Source organism: Yaniella soli, assembly GCF_054782375.1.
In genome coordinates this window covers 19070-34401 of record NZ_BAAGSP010000002.1, presented here as the reverse complement: position 1 = coordinate 34401, position 15332 = coordinate 19070, and the positions used below count along the sequence as shown (strand labels likewise).

The following is a 15332-nucleotide window of genomic DNA, read 5'->3' as shown; positions in this document are numbered from 1 at the left end:
ACATTCCGCGCTAGTTCTGTTCTGAAACCGAACGGATGCTCTCGAGTGTTTCGAGTTCGCCGTCGCTGAGGTTTTCTTCGAGATAGCTCAGTGCTTGCTCACGGAAGGCGTCACGATCGACGTCTTCGATGACGACGGGGGAGCCTTGCTCATTCCAGCGGGTCAAAACCTCTTCTTCCCCGGCTTCGGCACACGCACGGTTTTCGCTGCGCGTTTCTGTCACGGCGGTCTGCAACTGCTCTTGTTGGTCCGCGGTCAAACGTTCCCAGGTTTCACCGGCGACCACCACGAGCTGACTGCCCACCGCGTGACGCGACAGGCTGACGTAATCTACGACCTCATCGAGACTGTTTTCCGCGGTGTAGGCGATCGGGTTTTCCTGCCCGTCGGCGATCCCTTGCTGCAACGCCATGTAGACCTCTTCGACCGCGATGCTCACGGGTTCGACACCCATCGCATCGGCCGACATGAGGTGTGCTGGCGAGCCCGGGTACCGCAGACGAATCCCGTCGAGATCCGAGGGTTCGCGGATGGGCTGATTGGCTGAGAATGTCCTATCACCCTGATACCAGACGTCCAACACCTTGGTGCCGGTGGCCTCTTCGAATCCGCCGATCACCTCATCAGACGCGTCGCTATCGAACCAGCGGAACAGGTGGTCGGGATCATCAAAGACGTAGGCCATATCCATCACCCCGATGGGCTCATAGACCGACGCGAGCGCCGAGCTGCCCTGCAGATCGAGATCGATGTCGCCATTCATCATCGAGGTGAACCGGTCGGTGTCGCCGCCCAGTTGGGATGAGGGATACGGCTGGATTTGCACATCGGTGTCGTTCATCTGTTGTTGCACCAGGGCGGTGCCACACGTGTTGTGCGGGTGGCTGAGCGTGTACGAACTGGCAAATGAGAGCTGTTCGGAGCCTTCGGTTGCCATGTTGTGCAGGCTCGGTATGCCCAGCAGCGTGCCGCCAACCAGTGCCGTACCGAGACCAAACGCAATCCAGCTGTGCTGTTGTTTCATGGGAAGTTCCGCCTCTCAGAAGCCAAGCAAATTTGGAACGATGGTAACGATGCCCGGGACGAACGTCAGCAGTAGCAGCACCGCGACCATTGGGATGAGGAATGGTGCCACACCCTTGAATACTTGTTCGACCGGGGTTTTGAGTACTGAACTCATTACGAACAGCACACTGCCCACCGGCGGGGTGAGGAGGCCGATCATGAGGTTAAGAATCATGATGACGCCGAAGTGTACCGGATCCACGCCGAATTCGGTCGCGATGGGTAGCAACACGGGCACGGTAATCAAAATGACGGCCGTCGCATCGATGAACGCGCCGAGGATGACCAGCAGCACGTTGACGACGAGCAAAAAGACGATCGGACTGGAAATATTCGACGTCATGAGGTCGGCCAGTGTTTGTGGCACTTGTTCGCGGGACAGGACCCAGCCCAGCAGGGCAGCGGCGGCGATGATGAGCATGATGGATGCCGTGGTCACCGCGGTTTCCCGCAGCGCATGAAGCACACCTTTGACGGTCAGCGTACCGTAGATAAACCCGAGAATCAGAATGTAGACGGCACCGATGGCCGCAGCTTCGGTCGGGGTGAAGATGCCACCGAGGATCCCGCCGAGAATAATGACGGGGGTCAAGATGGGCCCGATGACCCGGATCGAGGCCGTTTTGATCTCTTCGCGGGACCGCGGGGTTTTCTGTAGCTGGCTGTTCTTGCGTACGTAAATGTAGACGGTAATTAACAGTGCTGCGGCCAGTAACAGCGCCGGTAATACGGATGCGGCAAACAGTGCACCGGTGGAGACGGTGGCGACCGATGCGAAGATGACCGCGGGAATCGACGGCGGCATCACGGGTGAAATCAATGTCGACGAGGCGGTCAGCCCGATCGCGAAGTCGCGTTTGAAACCGTTTTTCACCATGGTCGGTACCATAATTTTGCCCAGCGCGGCTGAGTCGGCCAGCGCCGAACCCGACATCCATGCAAAGCCGACACTCGAGGCGACGTTGATGTAGGCGAGGCTCCCGCGGACGCGGCCCAGGATGGCCAGCGCGAAATCGAAGATGCGATCGGCAATCCCGGCGTGATTGGCTAGCGTACCCAGCAGGATAAACAGGGGCACGGCTAGCAACGGGAAGCTTGCGGTGCCCTCTGCGGCAATGCGCATCGCAAAGCCGGGCGAGTTGCCCGCCGTCAACATATAAATCAGCGATGGACCGAGGAACGCGAGTCCGACGGGAACACGAATGGCCAGCAGTGCGGCGATCGCAAGGGCGAGAATCAATAGGCTCATGAATGGTCCTTCAGCTCAGCGTCGGAGGCGTCTTCTACCGGTTCGAGGTTTTCCTCGGGCGCGTAGACGATATTGAACAGTGCCTGGATGGTGGCCGAAATGAAGGCCAGCAGGGGGATCACGTACAGCACCCAGAGCGGGATACCGGTGATGGCCAGCGTCTGTTCGGTATCAGCGGTGACCAGGGAAAAGGACTCCTGGGCGTAGGCTGCCGTGCACATTGCGACGATGATCGACGAGATGATGATCACCAGGCGACGGGTTTTGTCCGTCCCGACTTTGAGGATCACGTCGATGCTGATGTGGCGTCCTTGGCCCACCAGTGACCCGATCATCAAAAACGTTAGTGCTAACAGTGAGTAGCGGGACAGTTCGCCGATCCAGGGTGACGTGGCGACCGGCAGATACCGTTGGACAACCTGGATGCTGAGTAGGACGAGAATAAACAGCACCAGGGTGGCGCCGAGGTATTCTTCGACCTTCTGTAACACCTTCAGGGGTGTGGGCCGTGGCCGCTTCCCCATGAAGTCGAAAGGCTCGACTGCGTGCTCCATAGCACGGCCTCCTTGTGAGAATGATGGGCTGTGTGAAAATGTTGGCTGGTTTTTAGCCGCCGAAGGCGCGGGTGAGTTGTTCGTGCTGCTGTTGCGCGGCCAACCGTACTGCGGCATTGCCTGGACCGTAGTCGTTGTAGGCCCCCACGCGTTGGACGAGCTCGAAGAACAGTCCGCCGATGGTTTCGGAGTACAAGTGCAAAAACTCGCCATCGGCATTGCGGTCATACAGGATGCCTAGCTCTTGCCAACGGGTGACCGTGGCGTCGTCGAGGCCGAACCGTGCTTTCAGGTCGGCGTAGTAATTCGACGGGATGGGCAAGACCGTCAGGCCGGCACTGGTGGCCTCGCGGGCGCGCTGTTCGAGATCATCGACGGCCAAGGCGATGTGCCCGGGGTAGCGGACGGGTTGGCCGGCACGGTCGGTGTAGGTGCGCGGCACGCGGTTGAAGTTCCACCGAATACCGCCTTGAGGAGACTCGAGTACCTGGGAGTGGACGAGTCCGCGTGGTGAGGCCACATTTTGGGCCTCTAACGGTTCCATGCGCAACATGGCTAATGTGAACAGTACGGAGGCCCCGAAGTGATCCCAGGCTTCGGGCACGTTGAGGTGATCCAGCCGCATCGTCGCCGAATGCTGGGCGAGTTTATCAGGATCCGAACCGAATTCGGTGGGCCAGCTGGCCGCCTGCTCGTCGACGAAAAACAGTTGTGTGCCGCCGGGGCTGAAGACGCCCGGCAGCCGGACTTCATCGGCGGTGACCGGTCGTGAAACCAATGGTGCGCCCAGTGCTCGTGCGCGGGCGAATGCCTTTGCACTATCGGCAACCTGGACGGCGACCGATGCGATGGAGGTGCCACCGCTCTGGGTGGGTGACAACACGACTTTGACCCCGTCGGCGACGAACAGTTGGGGGGCCTTGCGACGATGCTGACCGGCGAACCGGAATCCCAGCGCGCCGAGCAGTGCACCGCATTCGTCGGGGGAGTCGGTGCTGATTTCGACGTGGTCGATTGTCTCGACGGGATCGATTTTGGGCATGGTCGCCAACTCGACGCGTGCCGCGGCGGCCTCGGTGACCCGGCCACGTGCGCCTTGCTGAATCCAACGCAGTGACCGCAGCCCGTCGGCAGCCGTCAGAACCGGATCAGTTTCCCGGAAGACGTCGTTGAAGATTTCCAGCGACAAGGGGCCGTCGTAGCCCGTTTCGGTCAACTTCGCCATGAAACCAACCATGTCGAAACTGCCTTCGCCGGGGAATACGCGGTGGTGGCGCGACCAGGGCAGTAGATCCATCCCCAGGTCAGGTGCATCGGCGAGCTGGACGAAGAAGATTTTGTCGGCGGGGATGTCGGTGATGCGCGCTGGATCATCATCACGCGAGAGGATGTGAAACGAGTCCAAACAAACGCCAAGATTCGGGTGGTCGGCGGCCTCCACGAGCTCCCAGCTGTGCCAGTACGTGTTGACAAACCGACCCCAGGCCAGGGCCTCGTAGGCGATGCGCACGTCATAGCGTTGGGCCAGCTCGGCGGCGCGGCGCAGCTGATCGGCGACCACGGCATCGTCGTTGACGGTCGCGGTGCCCGCATTGGACGGCACCAACACCAGATCCATACCGAGTTCTTGCATCAGCTGGAACTTGGCTTCCAAACGGCGCAGATTGTCCTGAAACTGTGCTTCCTCGACACCTTCGAAGTCGCGGAAGGGCTGGTACAGATCTAATGTGAGCCCTAAACGATCGGCGAGGGCCTTGATTTCGGCCGGTGATGACGGCGAGACCACCAGGTCCGCTTCAAACACTTCAATGCCGTCGAAACCGGCTGTGGCGCAGGCCTGCATTTTTTCTTCGAGGGTGCCGGAAAGGCACACGGTCGCAATGGAGGTTTTCATGTGTGATCCTTCAGGTCGCCGGTGAGTTCTTCTTCGGCAATGAGCCAGTCGAGATGGCTGCGCATGCGGTCACGATCTGGTTGAAGGCCGGTGACCAACTGGAACGTATCGGCTGCTTGGCCCACCGCCATGGCCTTGCCCGGCATGACTGCGCAGCCCAGTGCCGCGGCGGCCTCGATCAGCGCAGTCCGCGCTGGACGATACACAATGTCTGCCACCCATAATCCCGGATGCAGGATGGTCGCATCGACGGGCAGCCCGGGGTGCGAAAACATGCCGATCGGGCTGGCGTTGACCAGCCCCGTGGCCTGCGGAATCCACTGCGCCGCCTGTTCAGCCTCGCCCGTGCGGGTCACGAGCTCGTGACCCGCGGGAGCTGCTGCGTTCAGTTGAGCGATGAGTGCCTCGGCGCGCTGCGGGTCGGGGTCGATGATCGATAGCCGCGCGACTCCGGCACCGGCCAATGCATCGGCGACGGCGGAACCGGCCCCACCGGCACCCAACAGCACGACGTCGCTGAGATCAGCATCGGGCAGTTCGCGGGCCAGACCCGACGCGAAACCCGAACGATCGGTATTGAAACCCACGAGCTTGCCGTCATTGATGAGCACCGTATTGCAGGCTCCAAGACGCTGCGCTGCAGGATCGATCTCGTCGAGGAACTCGAGCACGACCTGCTTGCAGGGGTGGGTGATGTTGAATGCATCGAAACCCAGCTCGACGCCGGTCGTGAGTAAGCGTCCGACCTCGGTGGCGGGCAGCCCGAGCTCGGTGAGATCAATGGGGCGATAGACGTAGCGCAGCCCGTGAGCGGTAGCCTCGTGCTCATGCATCGGCGGGGTGAGTGACGGTCGCACCCCGTCACCGATCAATCCCATGAGATACCCGTGTTCTGCCATAATTTTGCCCGTCTCGCCGTCTCCATTGCCAATATATGGCAATCGTTGTTGAATAATGGTAACTTATACTATGTGACATCCCACACGCACGTGTCAAGGCGTACAGCGAAGTTCCGGGAAGTGTCGCACGTGGTAGCGCTTTTGAGGAGTCGAGTATGAGTAGCAGTTCAACATTGACGAAGGGTCTGGATATGCTCCGATTGATGGGGCAGTACCCGCATGGTGCTCCCGCCGCGGTGTTTGCCAAGGAGTCCGGGCTGCCGTTCTCCACGGCATATCGGCTACTCAATACGCTGATCGAGGCCGGCTTCGCTGAGTTTGAACCCGCGACCAAGCAGTATCGCATCGGGCTGCAGGTCTTTGAACTCAGCCAGAAGATCTCGGCGTCACGGGGCTATGACGGCGCGGTGCTTCCCGTGTTGAAAGAATTGTCTCGCGTCACCTACGAATCGTGTCTGTTTTCTGTTCGCGACGGCACTGACACGGTCACCGTCCACACTGTCGATGGGCCAGAGTTTCGCCAAACCACCGATCCCGGTGACCGGTTGCCGCTGCATGTGTCGTCAATGGGCAAGGCCATTCTTGCCGCACTGCCCGCCGAGGAAATGCGCGAAGTCGTCGCCGAGTTGCATCTCGAGGCTCGCACCGTGCACACGATCACGGATCAAGACGAACTGCTGGCACAGTTGGAAGCGGCACGCGTCGAGGGCTGTGTCTACCAGCGGGAAGAAGTCGACCTGGGGATGAATGCCCTGGCCACCGCGGTGCGAAGCCCAAGTGGTGCAGTGCTTGGTGCAGTCGCGATTGCGGCACCCTTATTCCGCGCGGATCAGGACGGGCTCTTGGTGCACCGGCAGGCATTAGCCGACGCGGTCCAACGATTAGCAGCTACCCTGCCCGCAGCATAGTTACAGTATGAACAGTGTCCTACGAAGAAGAGAAGGAAATTTTATGACGACTGTCTACGTGCTCAACGGTCCAAACCTGAACCTTTTGGGCCTGCGCGACCCGAATACTTACGGCACCCAAACGCTCGCTGATGTCCAAGAGCGTTGTGACGTCGTGGCGAAAGAATCCGGACTAGAGCTGATCTTTCGACAGTCCAATCACGAAGGTGAACTTATCGACTGGCTCCACGAAGCCGGCCGTGCCGTCGCCGATGGTACCAGTGCGGGCGTTGTGCTGAACGCCGGAGCCTACACCCACACTTCGGTTGGGCTTGCCGACGCAATTTCAGGGGCGTTCGTTCCGACCATCGAAGTCCATATTTCTAACGTGCACGCCCGCGAGTCGTTCCGTCACCACTCCTACATTTCGCCGGTTGCTGCCGGTGTCATCGTGGGATTAGGAACCTACGGATATGACGCAGCTATTCAAGCCCTCGCGCACCGGGAGAACTCATAGAACTGGTTTTGGCTGTGTAGATGCCCTGAAATATTGGGCACATCAAAACTGCGCTCATTGCCGGAGTTATTGCCTCAGGGAACGACAAGTCGGTAGCGAGGTCTGCCTCAGCCGTTTCTGAAAATCAAAATAGAGCGTGAAGTACAAAAATATGCACGTATTTTTGTCTGGTAATCGGGAGTGCCAAAACGTCATCTTCTCATTGGTACGCTCGGACCATGAACGATGAGCTGCTGTACGAATTGCTTGAACTCGAGCATCAGGGATGGCAATCGCTGTGCGATGGCACCGGTGCCGATTTCTATGGGCGCATCATGACTGATGAGGGTGCCATGATCCTGGCCCACGGGTTCGTATTTGACCGCGATGCCGTGATCGATTCCCTGGCTCAGGCACCGACGTGGGACGGCTACGAGATTGATGCACCAGAAGCTATCGCACTGGGCGAAGATCAGGCGATCTTGCGCTATACCGGCACCGGTCACCGAGCAGGGGAATCCGATTTTCATGCGCTGATGGGCAGCGTCTATGTTCGCACAGACGGCGTCTGGCGGCTCGCGCATTATCAGCAGACCCCGATCCCAGAACGATAACCACGGTTATATAGACACCAGCAGTAAGGTGGCCGCGAATACGAGCCCGGACGCGATGAGTACGACCGTCGTGTACCCGAGGATGTCACGCATTTTTAGGCCCGCAATAGCCAGGAGCGGGATGGCCCAAAATGGTTGGATCATATTGGTCCACTGGTCACCGTAGGACACCGCCATGATCGTTATTTCTGGATCTACGCCTAGCTCAGCGCCGGCTGACAACATGATCGGACCTTGAACAGCGAATTGTCCGCCGCCGGACGGGACGAAAAAGTTCACCAGCCCGGCCGCCAAAAATGCCAGCATGCCGAAGGTGACCGGGTTGGAAATCGACACGAACGCATCTGAGAAGATCTGGACGAGACCCGAACCGACCATCAGCCCAAGAATGCCCGCGTACAGTGGGAATTGCAACAGGATTTCGCCGACATTTGAGGCGGCGTTCTTGGTGAGTGCGATGAGTTCAAATGGGTTGCGCACCAGCAGCATAATCAACGCCAGGAAAGACCAGTTGACGGTATCTAGAGTCAGGGTGCCGCCGCGGCTGAAATGTAAGACCAGGTAGGTAACAAGTAACAACCCGACCAATAGGGTTGCGATGCGGCTGGCATCGAGCTTATCGGCCGGCGTGACAATGTCTTCTTGGCCGTCGTCGACCGTTTCGCGAAGGTCGACTTCGAGTTCGTCAATTTTGTCGCCTTTGCGCGGTGCGATGAGAAACAGTGCGAGTCCGACGACGAGAATCGTCGCGGCGGCGGCCAACATGTTCCAGCCGGAGAACACGGTTTCGCTGATCGGAATGGTCTGGCCGTTCAGCGATTCTGCAAGGAATGAGTCCGGGGTGGCAGCCGTGAGCGGCCCGGAGGCCGAATAGCCCATATGCCAGACCACAAACCCTGCGAATCCTGAAGCTACCAGCATGGGGAAGTGCAAGCGAAGACCCCTGGCCTTGCCCTGGTAGGCGACTTCGCGGGCTAACAACCCACCAACCACCAGCCCGAGTCCCCACGTGATGAGACTGGCGAGGGCTGCGACAACAAATACGAAAACGTAGGCCATCAGTTCGGTGCGGGGCACGTTGCCGAGAAATCCGAGTGCTGCTCGAACCGGTCCGGTGTTCGCCAGAATGTGGCCCAGCAGCAGGATCAGTGCCATCTGAGTGATGAAATCAAGAAGCCCGGCCAGGCCATCACCCCAGTGCACGATCAGATCGCCGGGTGCGGTCTCCGTGAGGAGTAACGCCAAGACGACGACTATGAAGGTCAGGAGGATCGAAAAGACCAGAGACGACGGGATGAAGCGTTCAACGACGTGGTTGACGGGCCGCATGGCACGGGAAAGCGCGGTGCCTTCCTTGTGTTCTTTAGTGTCTGTGTTCGAGCTGGACATGACAGCATCTCCTCAAGGTCAGGACGGCAAGGAGAGTGGCCAATTATGATGCAGATCATACTGTATCAATCAAAAGTTGTATGCCGACTACCGTCGCGTTGGTGATGACCAGCACCGGCGCCGACTGTTGTACTGAGGGTATGTCTTTAACAGCACCTTGCCCACCTATGCCCCGGACTGGCCACAGCGCCATTGGAAAACTCGCGGTAACCGTTGCATAATGAGCGCCATGGGCATCGTCAATACACCACTCCAAGATCCCGGCGCTCCGGTAGGTCCCGCGGTCGGGGCCACCCGCCGTGCCATGTCGATCGGCCAGCACGTCATTGCCGTGGTACTGACCATCATCGGCATGGCACGAGGTATTGACACGACCGACGCACCGATCTGGCTGGTCATCGGGGTCGGCGTGGTGTACCTTGCTTGGCATACCGCGGGGATCTGGATTCCCAAACGCACCGATTCCATCACCCCGATGCGCTGGTGGCTTATCGGGCTGGCCGTGCTGTGGGCGGGTGCCGTTGCGACGACTGCCGAATACATTTGGCTCGCATTTTTACTGTGGTTGCTCGCCGGGCACTTGCTACCGGGCCGCGGCGCAGTGGTCTTCTCGGTGCTCGTGTATGCACTGACCGCGGCTGCGCCACTGCTACATCACGGCACCACGAGTTACCCGAATCTTATCGGCCCGCTCATCGGCGGGGTGTTTGCGCTCGGCATCTCGCGAGGCTACCTGGAGCTGCTGCGTGAATCCGATGCTCGCCAACAACTCGTGGAACATTTGACCCGCGCACAGGATGAGACCGCACGACTTCAGGATGAACTCGCCCTGGCCCAACGCCACTCCGGTGCGCTCGCAGAACGCACACGCATCTCACGCGACATTCACGACACCGTCGCTCAAGGGCTGTCTTCCATTCGCCTCATTGCCCACGCGGAACAAGGGCGCATCGCCGACGCGAGCACTACAAAAACACTAGCGCACCTGGAATCGGTCGCCACCGACGCGCTGGCCGATGTGCGCCGCATTATCGCCGCGTTGGCCCCTGCAGAACTCGATGATGACGGGTTGGCCACCGCGCTGCAGGGTATGTTGGAACGACTGAGCACAACCACCGGCATCCGCACCGAACTCCGCGCCGATTCCGCACTGCCCGCACTGAGCCCCGATGCTGAAGTCGCACTGCTGCGCGCTGCACAGTCTGCGCTGGGCAACATCCGGGAACATTCGCAAGCCACTCTGGCCGTGATGAACCTCATCGACGCGAGCGACGCTATCCGGCTGGATATTGTGGACGACGGGATAGGTTTTGATCCCGCTAGCCTGGATGCCGGTACCGAACGCAGCGCCACCAACTCGTATGGGCTGCGATTTATGCGCACCCGCCTTCGCGAACTCGGTGGGGGCCTCGACATTGAGACCGCACCGGGGGACGGCACCAGACTATCCGCCTACCTACCCATCCGCGCCGCATCCAAGGAGACTCCATGACCATCACCGTGCTGCTCGTCGATGACCATCCCGTGGTCCGTACCGGTTTGCGCGCCGTGCTCGACACCGGTGGTCAAGTATCGATCGTGGCCGAGGCCGCCAGTGGGGAAGAGGCCCTGACGCTTGCCGAACATTTTCAGCCCGATGTGGTGCTGTGCGACTTACGGCTGGGTGACGGCATCGACGGCATCGACACCACCAAGGCCCTGCGGGCCATGGAACCCGCGCCCCACGTCCTGATTCTGTCGACCTATGATCGCGACGCAGACATCTTGGGGGCCATGGATGCTGGGGCGTCGGGCTATCTGCTGAAAGAAGCGACCCCCGAAACGATCACCGACGGTATTGCACGGGTCGCGGCCGGCCAGACGGTCCTGGCTCCAGAGATGACATCGCGAGTACTGGCCGGAATGCGCAACCCACTACCAGAGCTGACCGAACGTGAACGCGAAGTCTTACGACTATTGTCCACCGGGGCCACCAACAAAGAAATGGCACAACAGTTGTTTGTCGCCGAGGCCACCGTTAAATCCCACCTCGTCCATATCTTTACCAAGTTGGGCGTCGACAACCGCGCTAGAGCCGTCGCACTCGCCAAGGAAACCGGGCTGATCTAGCCTGCCGGGTTCCAACCCTTTCGCTGCTGCACACCGGGCACTACCGTTGAGGGCATAACATCCTGTGTATTGAAGGGGTGAAAGGAGAGGAACGTTCATGACTCCTCGGAAAACTGGAACAGACCAGCAACCTCAACAACCCGATCCCGAACATGGAAAATCTCCGACGCGCATGGGCTTTTTCATGGTGCCAGTAGAACTTGTCGGCACCGTGCTGCTGATCGGCATGGGTGTACGGTTTATCACCGTGTCAGGCCAATCCGACATCATCGGTTACGTGCTGTTCGTGCTCGCTGCGCTCCTCGTATTTGATGCGGTTCGTCGCCTGAGAAGACTCTCGACGGGTCGCGACAGGTACTAGCAAGTTCATCGACACAGGCAAGATTTTCACAAGAATCAGCGGGCTCCTGGGTGACCGGGATGTCCGCTGATTCTTTTGTTTAAGCCGCGCTAGTCCAAGTGGTCCAGCGCCTGACAGGGATCAGAATTCGGATCCGCACGGTGAATATTCATCGCCAGACGACTCACCAGGTCCCGGAACACTTCCGCGTTGTCGTGCTCGCCATTGAGCCCGGCCAAGAGTTCGGCCTCCGCGGCAGCCACGCGCTGTTCGTAATCGGCAAGCAGCGTTCTGCCCGTCGGGGTAGACACAATTTTGCGCGAACGACGATTCCTTGTACTCAGGGGTGGGCGCCTTTAGTGTCAAAGGACATTCGTTTGCTCATCGGAGGTGAGTTGTCGTGACCGACCGAAACCCAGACCATCACGAGCAAGATCCCAACCGTATACCTGACGAAAAACCATTCGAGGTACCGCACGAGAATCCGAATCTCGATCCCAACCCTGATGGCGATCCTGACCTCGAAGGCGGCGGTGGCGTGCGGCCAGGCAGCACGCCACCAGATTCCCAGTCAGCATCTGCGACACCGTCGCATACCCCAAGTGCCAGTCCACCGCGGTCCAAAGCGATGTTGATCGTAATCGGCATCGTGGTGCTGATCCTCGTCTTTGTTTTTGTCGCCTACGCCATTGGCCTCTGGGACTAAACCCTCAGGCTGACACTTCCATGCCGCGCCAGACGATGTCGAAGGCTTCGCGGCACCGGCGGTGCGTGGCCGGGTCAGTGAGTCCCGTGCCGCGCACCACCATCTGGTAGTAAAACATGCCGTTGATCGCATCGATGGCAGCATCGATATCGAGATCGGCCCGGAGCTCGCCGCGTTCGATGCCCGTTTCAAGTGCTTCGACCATGCTGCTGCGACGTCGATGGACATGTGATGCCCAATAGGCTTCCTGGACATCAGGATGTCGCATGACCAATTCGAGGCGTTTCCGAAAGCGTTTGTGCGAGTAATCCTCGCCTACGGCGCGCTCGAGCTGATCGAAGATCGTCTCAACCAGCGCATCCTTGACGGTGGCGTGGTCATCCAACTCGAACTTCACCACTGCGCGACCCCGATCCAAGGCCGTGGCGATGAGCTGGGTCATGCTGGACCAGCGACGATATAGCGCTGCACGGCTGACACCACTGGCTTCAACCACCGCGGTCACCGTGATGTCTTCATCGCGATCAACCATGGCGGTCACTGCGTCGAGAATCCGCTCATCATGGTTCGCAATCCGGGGACGACCGGGCCCGCGAGACACCGCGCGCTGAGACCTGGTGGCTACCTCTGTCATGCAATCACCGCGCGCTCGCGCAGGGCGTCGATCAGTGCGGTCGATAGGCCAGCTTCATATAGTGGCGTCAGCGGGTCGCCGTAGCGTGCACGCAGGGTGGCCAGCGTGTCCGCCATGGACGCTTGGTCTTTCGCGAGCCGTTCGTCCGGGTCATCCGTACTATTTTGGTAGGCCTGAAGGTCGAAACCAGCCAGCGCCATGACGTGATGCATGTAGCTGCCGGTGCGTGTCATGATGGCCTCCAGATTTGGGTAGGTTGCGCGGTAGTCGGCAATGATCGTCTCGTCGTCGGCGCCCAGTGCCAACAGCAGTGCGGCTGCCAGCACGCCGGTCCGGTCCTTGCCTGCAGCACAGTGAAACGCGGTAGCACCTGGTGAATGCGCCATGATGGCCAACGCGCTCACGAGGGCGCCAGGTGCGGTTTCGAAGCGGGACACATACAAGTCGTGCATCGACGGCATGTCATTCATGGTGCGCAGCGGGGCAGCCGCGGCCACCGCTGCAAGGTCACGATGCGGTGTGGTGGCCGAACCAATCGTGGCCATCAGCGGGACGTGGTGGTAGTTCACGACACGATCCAACAGTGGTCCGCGCCCGGTGATAAAAACTTCATCCCGAGATCGCAGATCAATGACGCTGCGTAGGCCCTCGGTCACCAGGGCATCGGCGGCGTCCTCGGTGATGGTCGCCAGGTCGTCGCTGCGCAGCGCAAATCCGGTGGCGATGACGCCGTCTGCGACCGGTGTCCCACCAAGGTCCCGTAGGTTGACGGGAGCGGAGAGGTCGATGGTTGGTGCTTGGGTAAGTGTCATGTAATTTTCCTTCGGATGATGGCGGATACCTGATCGATCACGGTGACCAGCAGGATAATGCAGATGACCATGGCGGCCAGGTGTTCATATTCGTAACGGTTCATGGCGGTGGTCAGTTCTAGACCGATGCCGCCGGCGCCGACCAGACCCAGAATGGTTGCCCCGCGGACGTTGCCTTCAAACAGCAGCAGCGTGTAACTGGTGAGCATAGGCATGGCCTGGGGCAGGATGGCGTATTGCACGATCTGGCGTTTCGATGCGCCAACAGATTCCATCGCGACGATGGGCCCGCGATCGACGGCTTCCATGGCTTCGGCGAATACCTTGCCGATGGAGCCGATCGATCCTACGGTCATGGCCAGGATGCCCGCGAACGGGCCGAGCCCGACAGCCGAGACGAACATCAACGCGAACACGAGATCCGGCAGGGAACGGATGACGTTCATCGTCCAGCGGCATGCGTAGTAGAGCCAGGTTGGGGCAATATTACTGGCGGCCCCGAAGGCCATCAGCAGTGACAGCCCGGCGCCGAGCGCGGTTCCGACGATGGCCATCTGCAGGGTTTCGATGAGGAGCAGTGAGAATTCCGGAAATTCGCTGAAGTCGGGCGGGAACATCCGGGAGATGAAATCCGCCATGTTCACGGCGCCTTCGCCGAGCTTTAAGAAATCGAACTGGGCACCATTGGCCGACCAGATGAACAAGGCGATGGCAACAACCGCACCGACCATGAACCGGGCCCGCGGCACCGTGAAGGCTTTTTCGAGGCGTTCGCGCTCGCGGTGTTTGAGTTCTTGCTCGGAGGAGGGTTGCTCTGTGGTCTTCTCTATCGTCGCAGACATTATTCGTCCTCCTCGTCTTCCAGTGCGTAGACGCCGGCAAGCTGTTCGGCGTCGAGTGCAGGTGTTGGGCCGGAAACGATGATTTCGCCGTGCCGCAGCCCGATGATTCGGTCTGAATGCTCAAGTGCTAGGGGTAAGACGTGCAGGCTGATCAGGACCGGAATGCCTTCGTCGTGGGCAATTGAGCGCAACAGTTCCAGCACACTTTTGCTCATGCGTGGATCAAGCGAGGCCACGGGTTCATCGGCCAGAATCACACGTGGGTTTTGCATCAGGGCACGCGCAATCGCCACGCGTTGCTGTTGCCCACCGGACAGGGTGCGGGCTTCCGCATTGGCTTTGTCTGCAATGCCGACGCGTTCCAGCAATGCCAGTGCCCGTTTGCGATCGGCGCTGCGGAAGGAACCGAACCAATTTGATGGGCCAGCGTTGTGCAGGCCGCCGGTCAGCACGTTGGTGATGACCGAGAGTCGACCGATCAGGTTGAACTGTTGGAAGACTTGGCCGACCTGGGACCGTAGTTCGCGCAGTTGTTTTTGACGCAGCTGAGTGACGTCGTAGCCGGCAGCGTTGACGTCTCCGGATGTCACCGGTGCGAAACCGGTGAGTGCTTTCATCAGGGTTGATTTCCCCGAACCGGAAGAACCCAACAGTGCCACGGTTTCGCCCGGGTAGAGGTCTAGGTTGACGCCGTCGAGTACCAGTGGTGCGTCGTCGGTGTAGCGAACCTTGAGGTCACGGACGGTGACTAACGGTCTTGCTCGACGATCCGTAGAAGTATCTGCGGGTTGAGTGGTAGTGGTATTGGTCGTCTCAACGGGCGGAGTGTTGGCTGTCATGCT

At 59.7% G+C, this 15332-nt stretch carries 18 protein-coding genes; 7 read left to right on the top strand and 11 right to left on the bottom strand.

Translation table 11 applies throughout. The features are described from left to right. Nucleotides 1–10: 10 nt before the first annotated feature. From dctP to ACYVJT_RS01210, 5 genes are read right to left on the bottom strand one after another with little or no spacing between them, the layout of a single operon-like run. Nucleotides 11–1024 (bottom strand): TRAP transporter substrate-binding protein DctP, encoded by a 1014-nt coding sequence (gene dctP, locus ACYVJT_RS01230; RefSeq protein ID WP_343958822.1) that lies wholly within the window; start codon nucleotides 1022–1024, stop codon nucleotides 11–13. A 15-nt stretch (nucleotides 1025–1039) separates the two neighbouring features. Next, the gene (locus ACYVJT_RS01225) at nucleotides 1040–2314 is read right to left on the bottom strand and encodes a TRAP transporter large permease (RefSeq protein ID WP_343958824.1); all 1275 of its coding nucleotides are present in this window, start codon (nucleotides 2312–2314) and stop codon (nucleotides 1040–1042) included. Next, nucleotides 2311–2868: a TRAP transporter small permease gene (locus ACYVJT_RS01220; RefSeq protein WP_343958826.1), complete on the bottom strand. Its 558-nt coding sequence runs from the start codon at nucleotides 2866–2868 to the stop codon at nucleotides 2311–2313. The genes ACYVJT_RS01225 and ACYVJT_RS01220 overlap by 4 nt, the downstream gene beginning before the upstream one ends. 52 nt (nucleotides 2869–2920) lie before the next feature. Then, nucleotides 2921–4762 carry a bifunctional sugar phosphate isomerase/epimerase/4-hydroxyphenylpyruvate dioxygenase family protein gene (locus ACYVJT_RS01215; protein ID WP_343958829.1) on the bottom strand — a complete coding sequence of 614 codons (1842 nt, stop codon included), beginning with the start codon at nucleotides 4760–4762 and terminating at the stop codon, nucleotides 2921–2923. Beyond that, a complete protein-coding gene (locus ACYVJT_RS01210) occupies nucleotides 4759–5661 on the bottom strand; it encodes a shikimate dehydrogenase (RefSeq protein ID WP_343958902.1) in 903 nt (300 codons plus the stop codon). Before ACYVJT_RS01210 ends, ACYVJT_RS01215 begins: the two co-directional genes overlap by 4 nt. A 155-nt stretch (nucleotides 5662–5816) precedes the next feature. On the opposite strand from ACYVJT_RS01210, the gene ACYVJT_RS01205 reads away from it, so the two are divergent. The 3 genes from ACYVJT_RS01205 (at nucleotide 5817) to ACYVJT_RS01195 (ending at nucleotide 7658) form a co-directional block, all read left to right on the top strand. Beyond that, nucleotides 5817–6569, top strand: a complete 753-nt coding sequence (locus tag ACYVJT_RS01205) for an IclR family transcriptional regulator (protein WP_343958831.1) — start codon at nucleotides 5817–5819, stop codon at nucleotides 6567–6569. Between the two features lie 43 nt (nucleotides 6570–6612). Beyond that, entirely contained in the window at nucleotides 6613–7065 is a 453-nt protein-coding gene (aroQ, locus tag ACYVJT_RS01200) for a type II 3-dehydroquinate dehydratase (RefSeq protein WP_343958833.1), read from the top strand. A gap of 218 nt (nucleotides 7066–7283) precedes the next feature. After that, the gene (locus ACYVJT_RS01195; RefSeq protein ID WP_343958835.1) at nucleotides 7284–7658 is read left to right on the top strand and encodes a DUF4440 domain-containing protein; all 375 of its coding nucleotides are present in this window, start codon (nucleotides 7284–7286) and stop codon (nucleotides 7656–7658) included. 6 nt (nucleotides 7659–7664) lie between these two features. On the opposite strand, the gene ACYVJT_RS01190 is transcribed toward ACYVJT_RS01195, so the two are convergent. Beyond that, on the bottom strand, nucleotides 7665–9047 hold the full coding sequence (locus tag ACYVJT_RS01190; RefSeq protein ID WP_343958837.1) for a short-chain fatty acid transporter: 1383 nt from the start codon (nucleotides 9045–9047) through the stop codon (nucleotides 7665–7667). Between the two features lie 229 nt (nucleotides 9048–9276). Here ACYVJT_RS01190 and ACYVJT_RS01185 point away from each other — a divergent pair, with 229 nt between their 5' ends. The 3 genes from ACYVJT_RS01185 (at nucleotide 9277) to ACYVJT_RS01175 (ending at nucleotide 11517) form a co-directional block, all read left to right on the top strand. Then, complete coding sequence (locus ACYVJT_RS01185; RefSeq protein WP_343958839.1) at nucleotides 9277–10539, top strand: sensor histidine kinase; 1263 nt, start codon at nucleotides 9277–9279, stop codon at nucleotides 10537–10539. Next, nucleotides 10536–11156: a response regulator gene (locus ACYVJT_RS01180; RefSeq protein WP_343958842.1), complete on the top strand. Its 621-nt coding sequence runs from the start codon at nucleotides 10536–10538 to the stop codon at nucleotides 11154–11156. Before ACYVJT_RS01185 ends, ACYVJT_RS01180 begins: the two co-directional genes overlap by 4 nt. A 97-nt stretch (nucleotides 11157–11253) precedes the next feature. Beyond that, on the top strand, nucleotides 11254–11517 hold the full coding sequence (locus tag ACYVJT_RS01175) for a hypothetical protein (protein ID WP_343958844.1): 264 nt from the start codon (nucleotides 11254–11256) through the stop codon (nucleotides 11515–11517). 89 nt (nucleotides 11518–11606) lie between these two features. On the opposite strand, the gene ACYVJT_RS01170 is transcribed toward ACYVJT_RS01175, so the two are convergent. After that, the gene (locus ACYVJT_RS01170; RefSeq protein ID WP_343958846.1) at nucleotides 11607–11807 is read right to left on the bottom strand and encodes a hypothetical protein; all 201 of its coding nucleotides are present in this window, start codon (nucleotides 11805–11807) and stop codon (nucleotides 11607–11609) included. Nucleotides 11808–11896: 89 nt separating this feature from the next. Here ACYVJT_RS01170 and ACYVJT_RS01165 point away from each other — a divergent pair, with 89 nt between their 5' ends. Next, the gene (locus tag ACYVJT_RS01165; protein WP_343958849.1) at nucleotides 11897–12202 is read left to right on the top strand and encodes a DUF6480 family protein; all 306 of its coding nucleotides are present in this window, start codon (nucleotides 11897–11899) and stop codon (nucleotides 12200–12202) included. Nucleotides 12203–12206: 4 nt separating this feature from the next. Here the strand turns inward: ACYVJT_RS01165 and ACYVJT_RS01160 are convergent, their stop codons facing one another. The 4 genes from ACYVJT_RS01160 to phnC are packed head-to-tail and all read right to left on the bottom strand — an operon-like array spanning nucleotide 12207 to nucleotide 15329. Next, nucleotides 12207–12836: a TetR/AcrR family transcriptional regulator gene (locus ACYVJT_RS01160; RefSeq protein ID WP_343958851.1), complete on the bottom strand. Its 630-nt coding sequence runs from the start codon at nucleotides 12834–12836 to the stop codon at nucleotides 12207–12209. Beyond that, the gene (locus tag ACYVJT_RS01155) at nucleotides 12833–13648 is read right to left on the bottom strand and encodes a tyrosine-protein phosphatase (RefSeq protein WP_343958853.1); all 816 of its coding nucleotides are present in this window, start codon (nucleotides 13646–13648) and stop codon (nucleotides 12833–12835) included. Before ACYVJT_RS01155 ends, ACYVJT_RS01160 begins: the two co-directional genes overlap by 4 nt. After that, the gene (phnE, locus tag ACYVJT_RS01150; RefSeq protein WP_343958855.1) at nucleotides 13645–14490 is read right to left on the bottom strand and encodes a phosphonate ABC transporter, permease protein PhnE; all 846 of its coding nucleotides are present in this window, start codon (nucleotides 14488–14490) and stop codon (nucleotides 13645–13647) included. Before phnE ends, ACYVJT_RS01155 begins: the two co-directional genes overlap by 4 nt. Continuing rightward, nucleotides 14490–15329, bottom strand: a complete 840-nt coding sequence (gene phnC, locus ACYVJT_RS01145) for a phosphonate ABC transporter ATP-binding protein (protein WP_343958857.1) — start codon at nucleotides 15327–15329, stop codon at nucleotides 14490–14492. The genes phnE and phnC overlap by 1 nt, the downstream gene beginning before the upstream one ends. Nucleotides 15330–15332 lie beyond the last annotated feature (3 nt).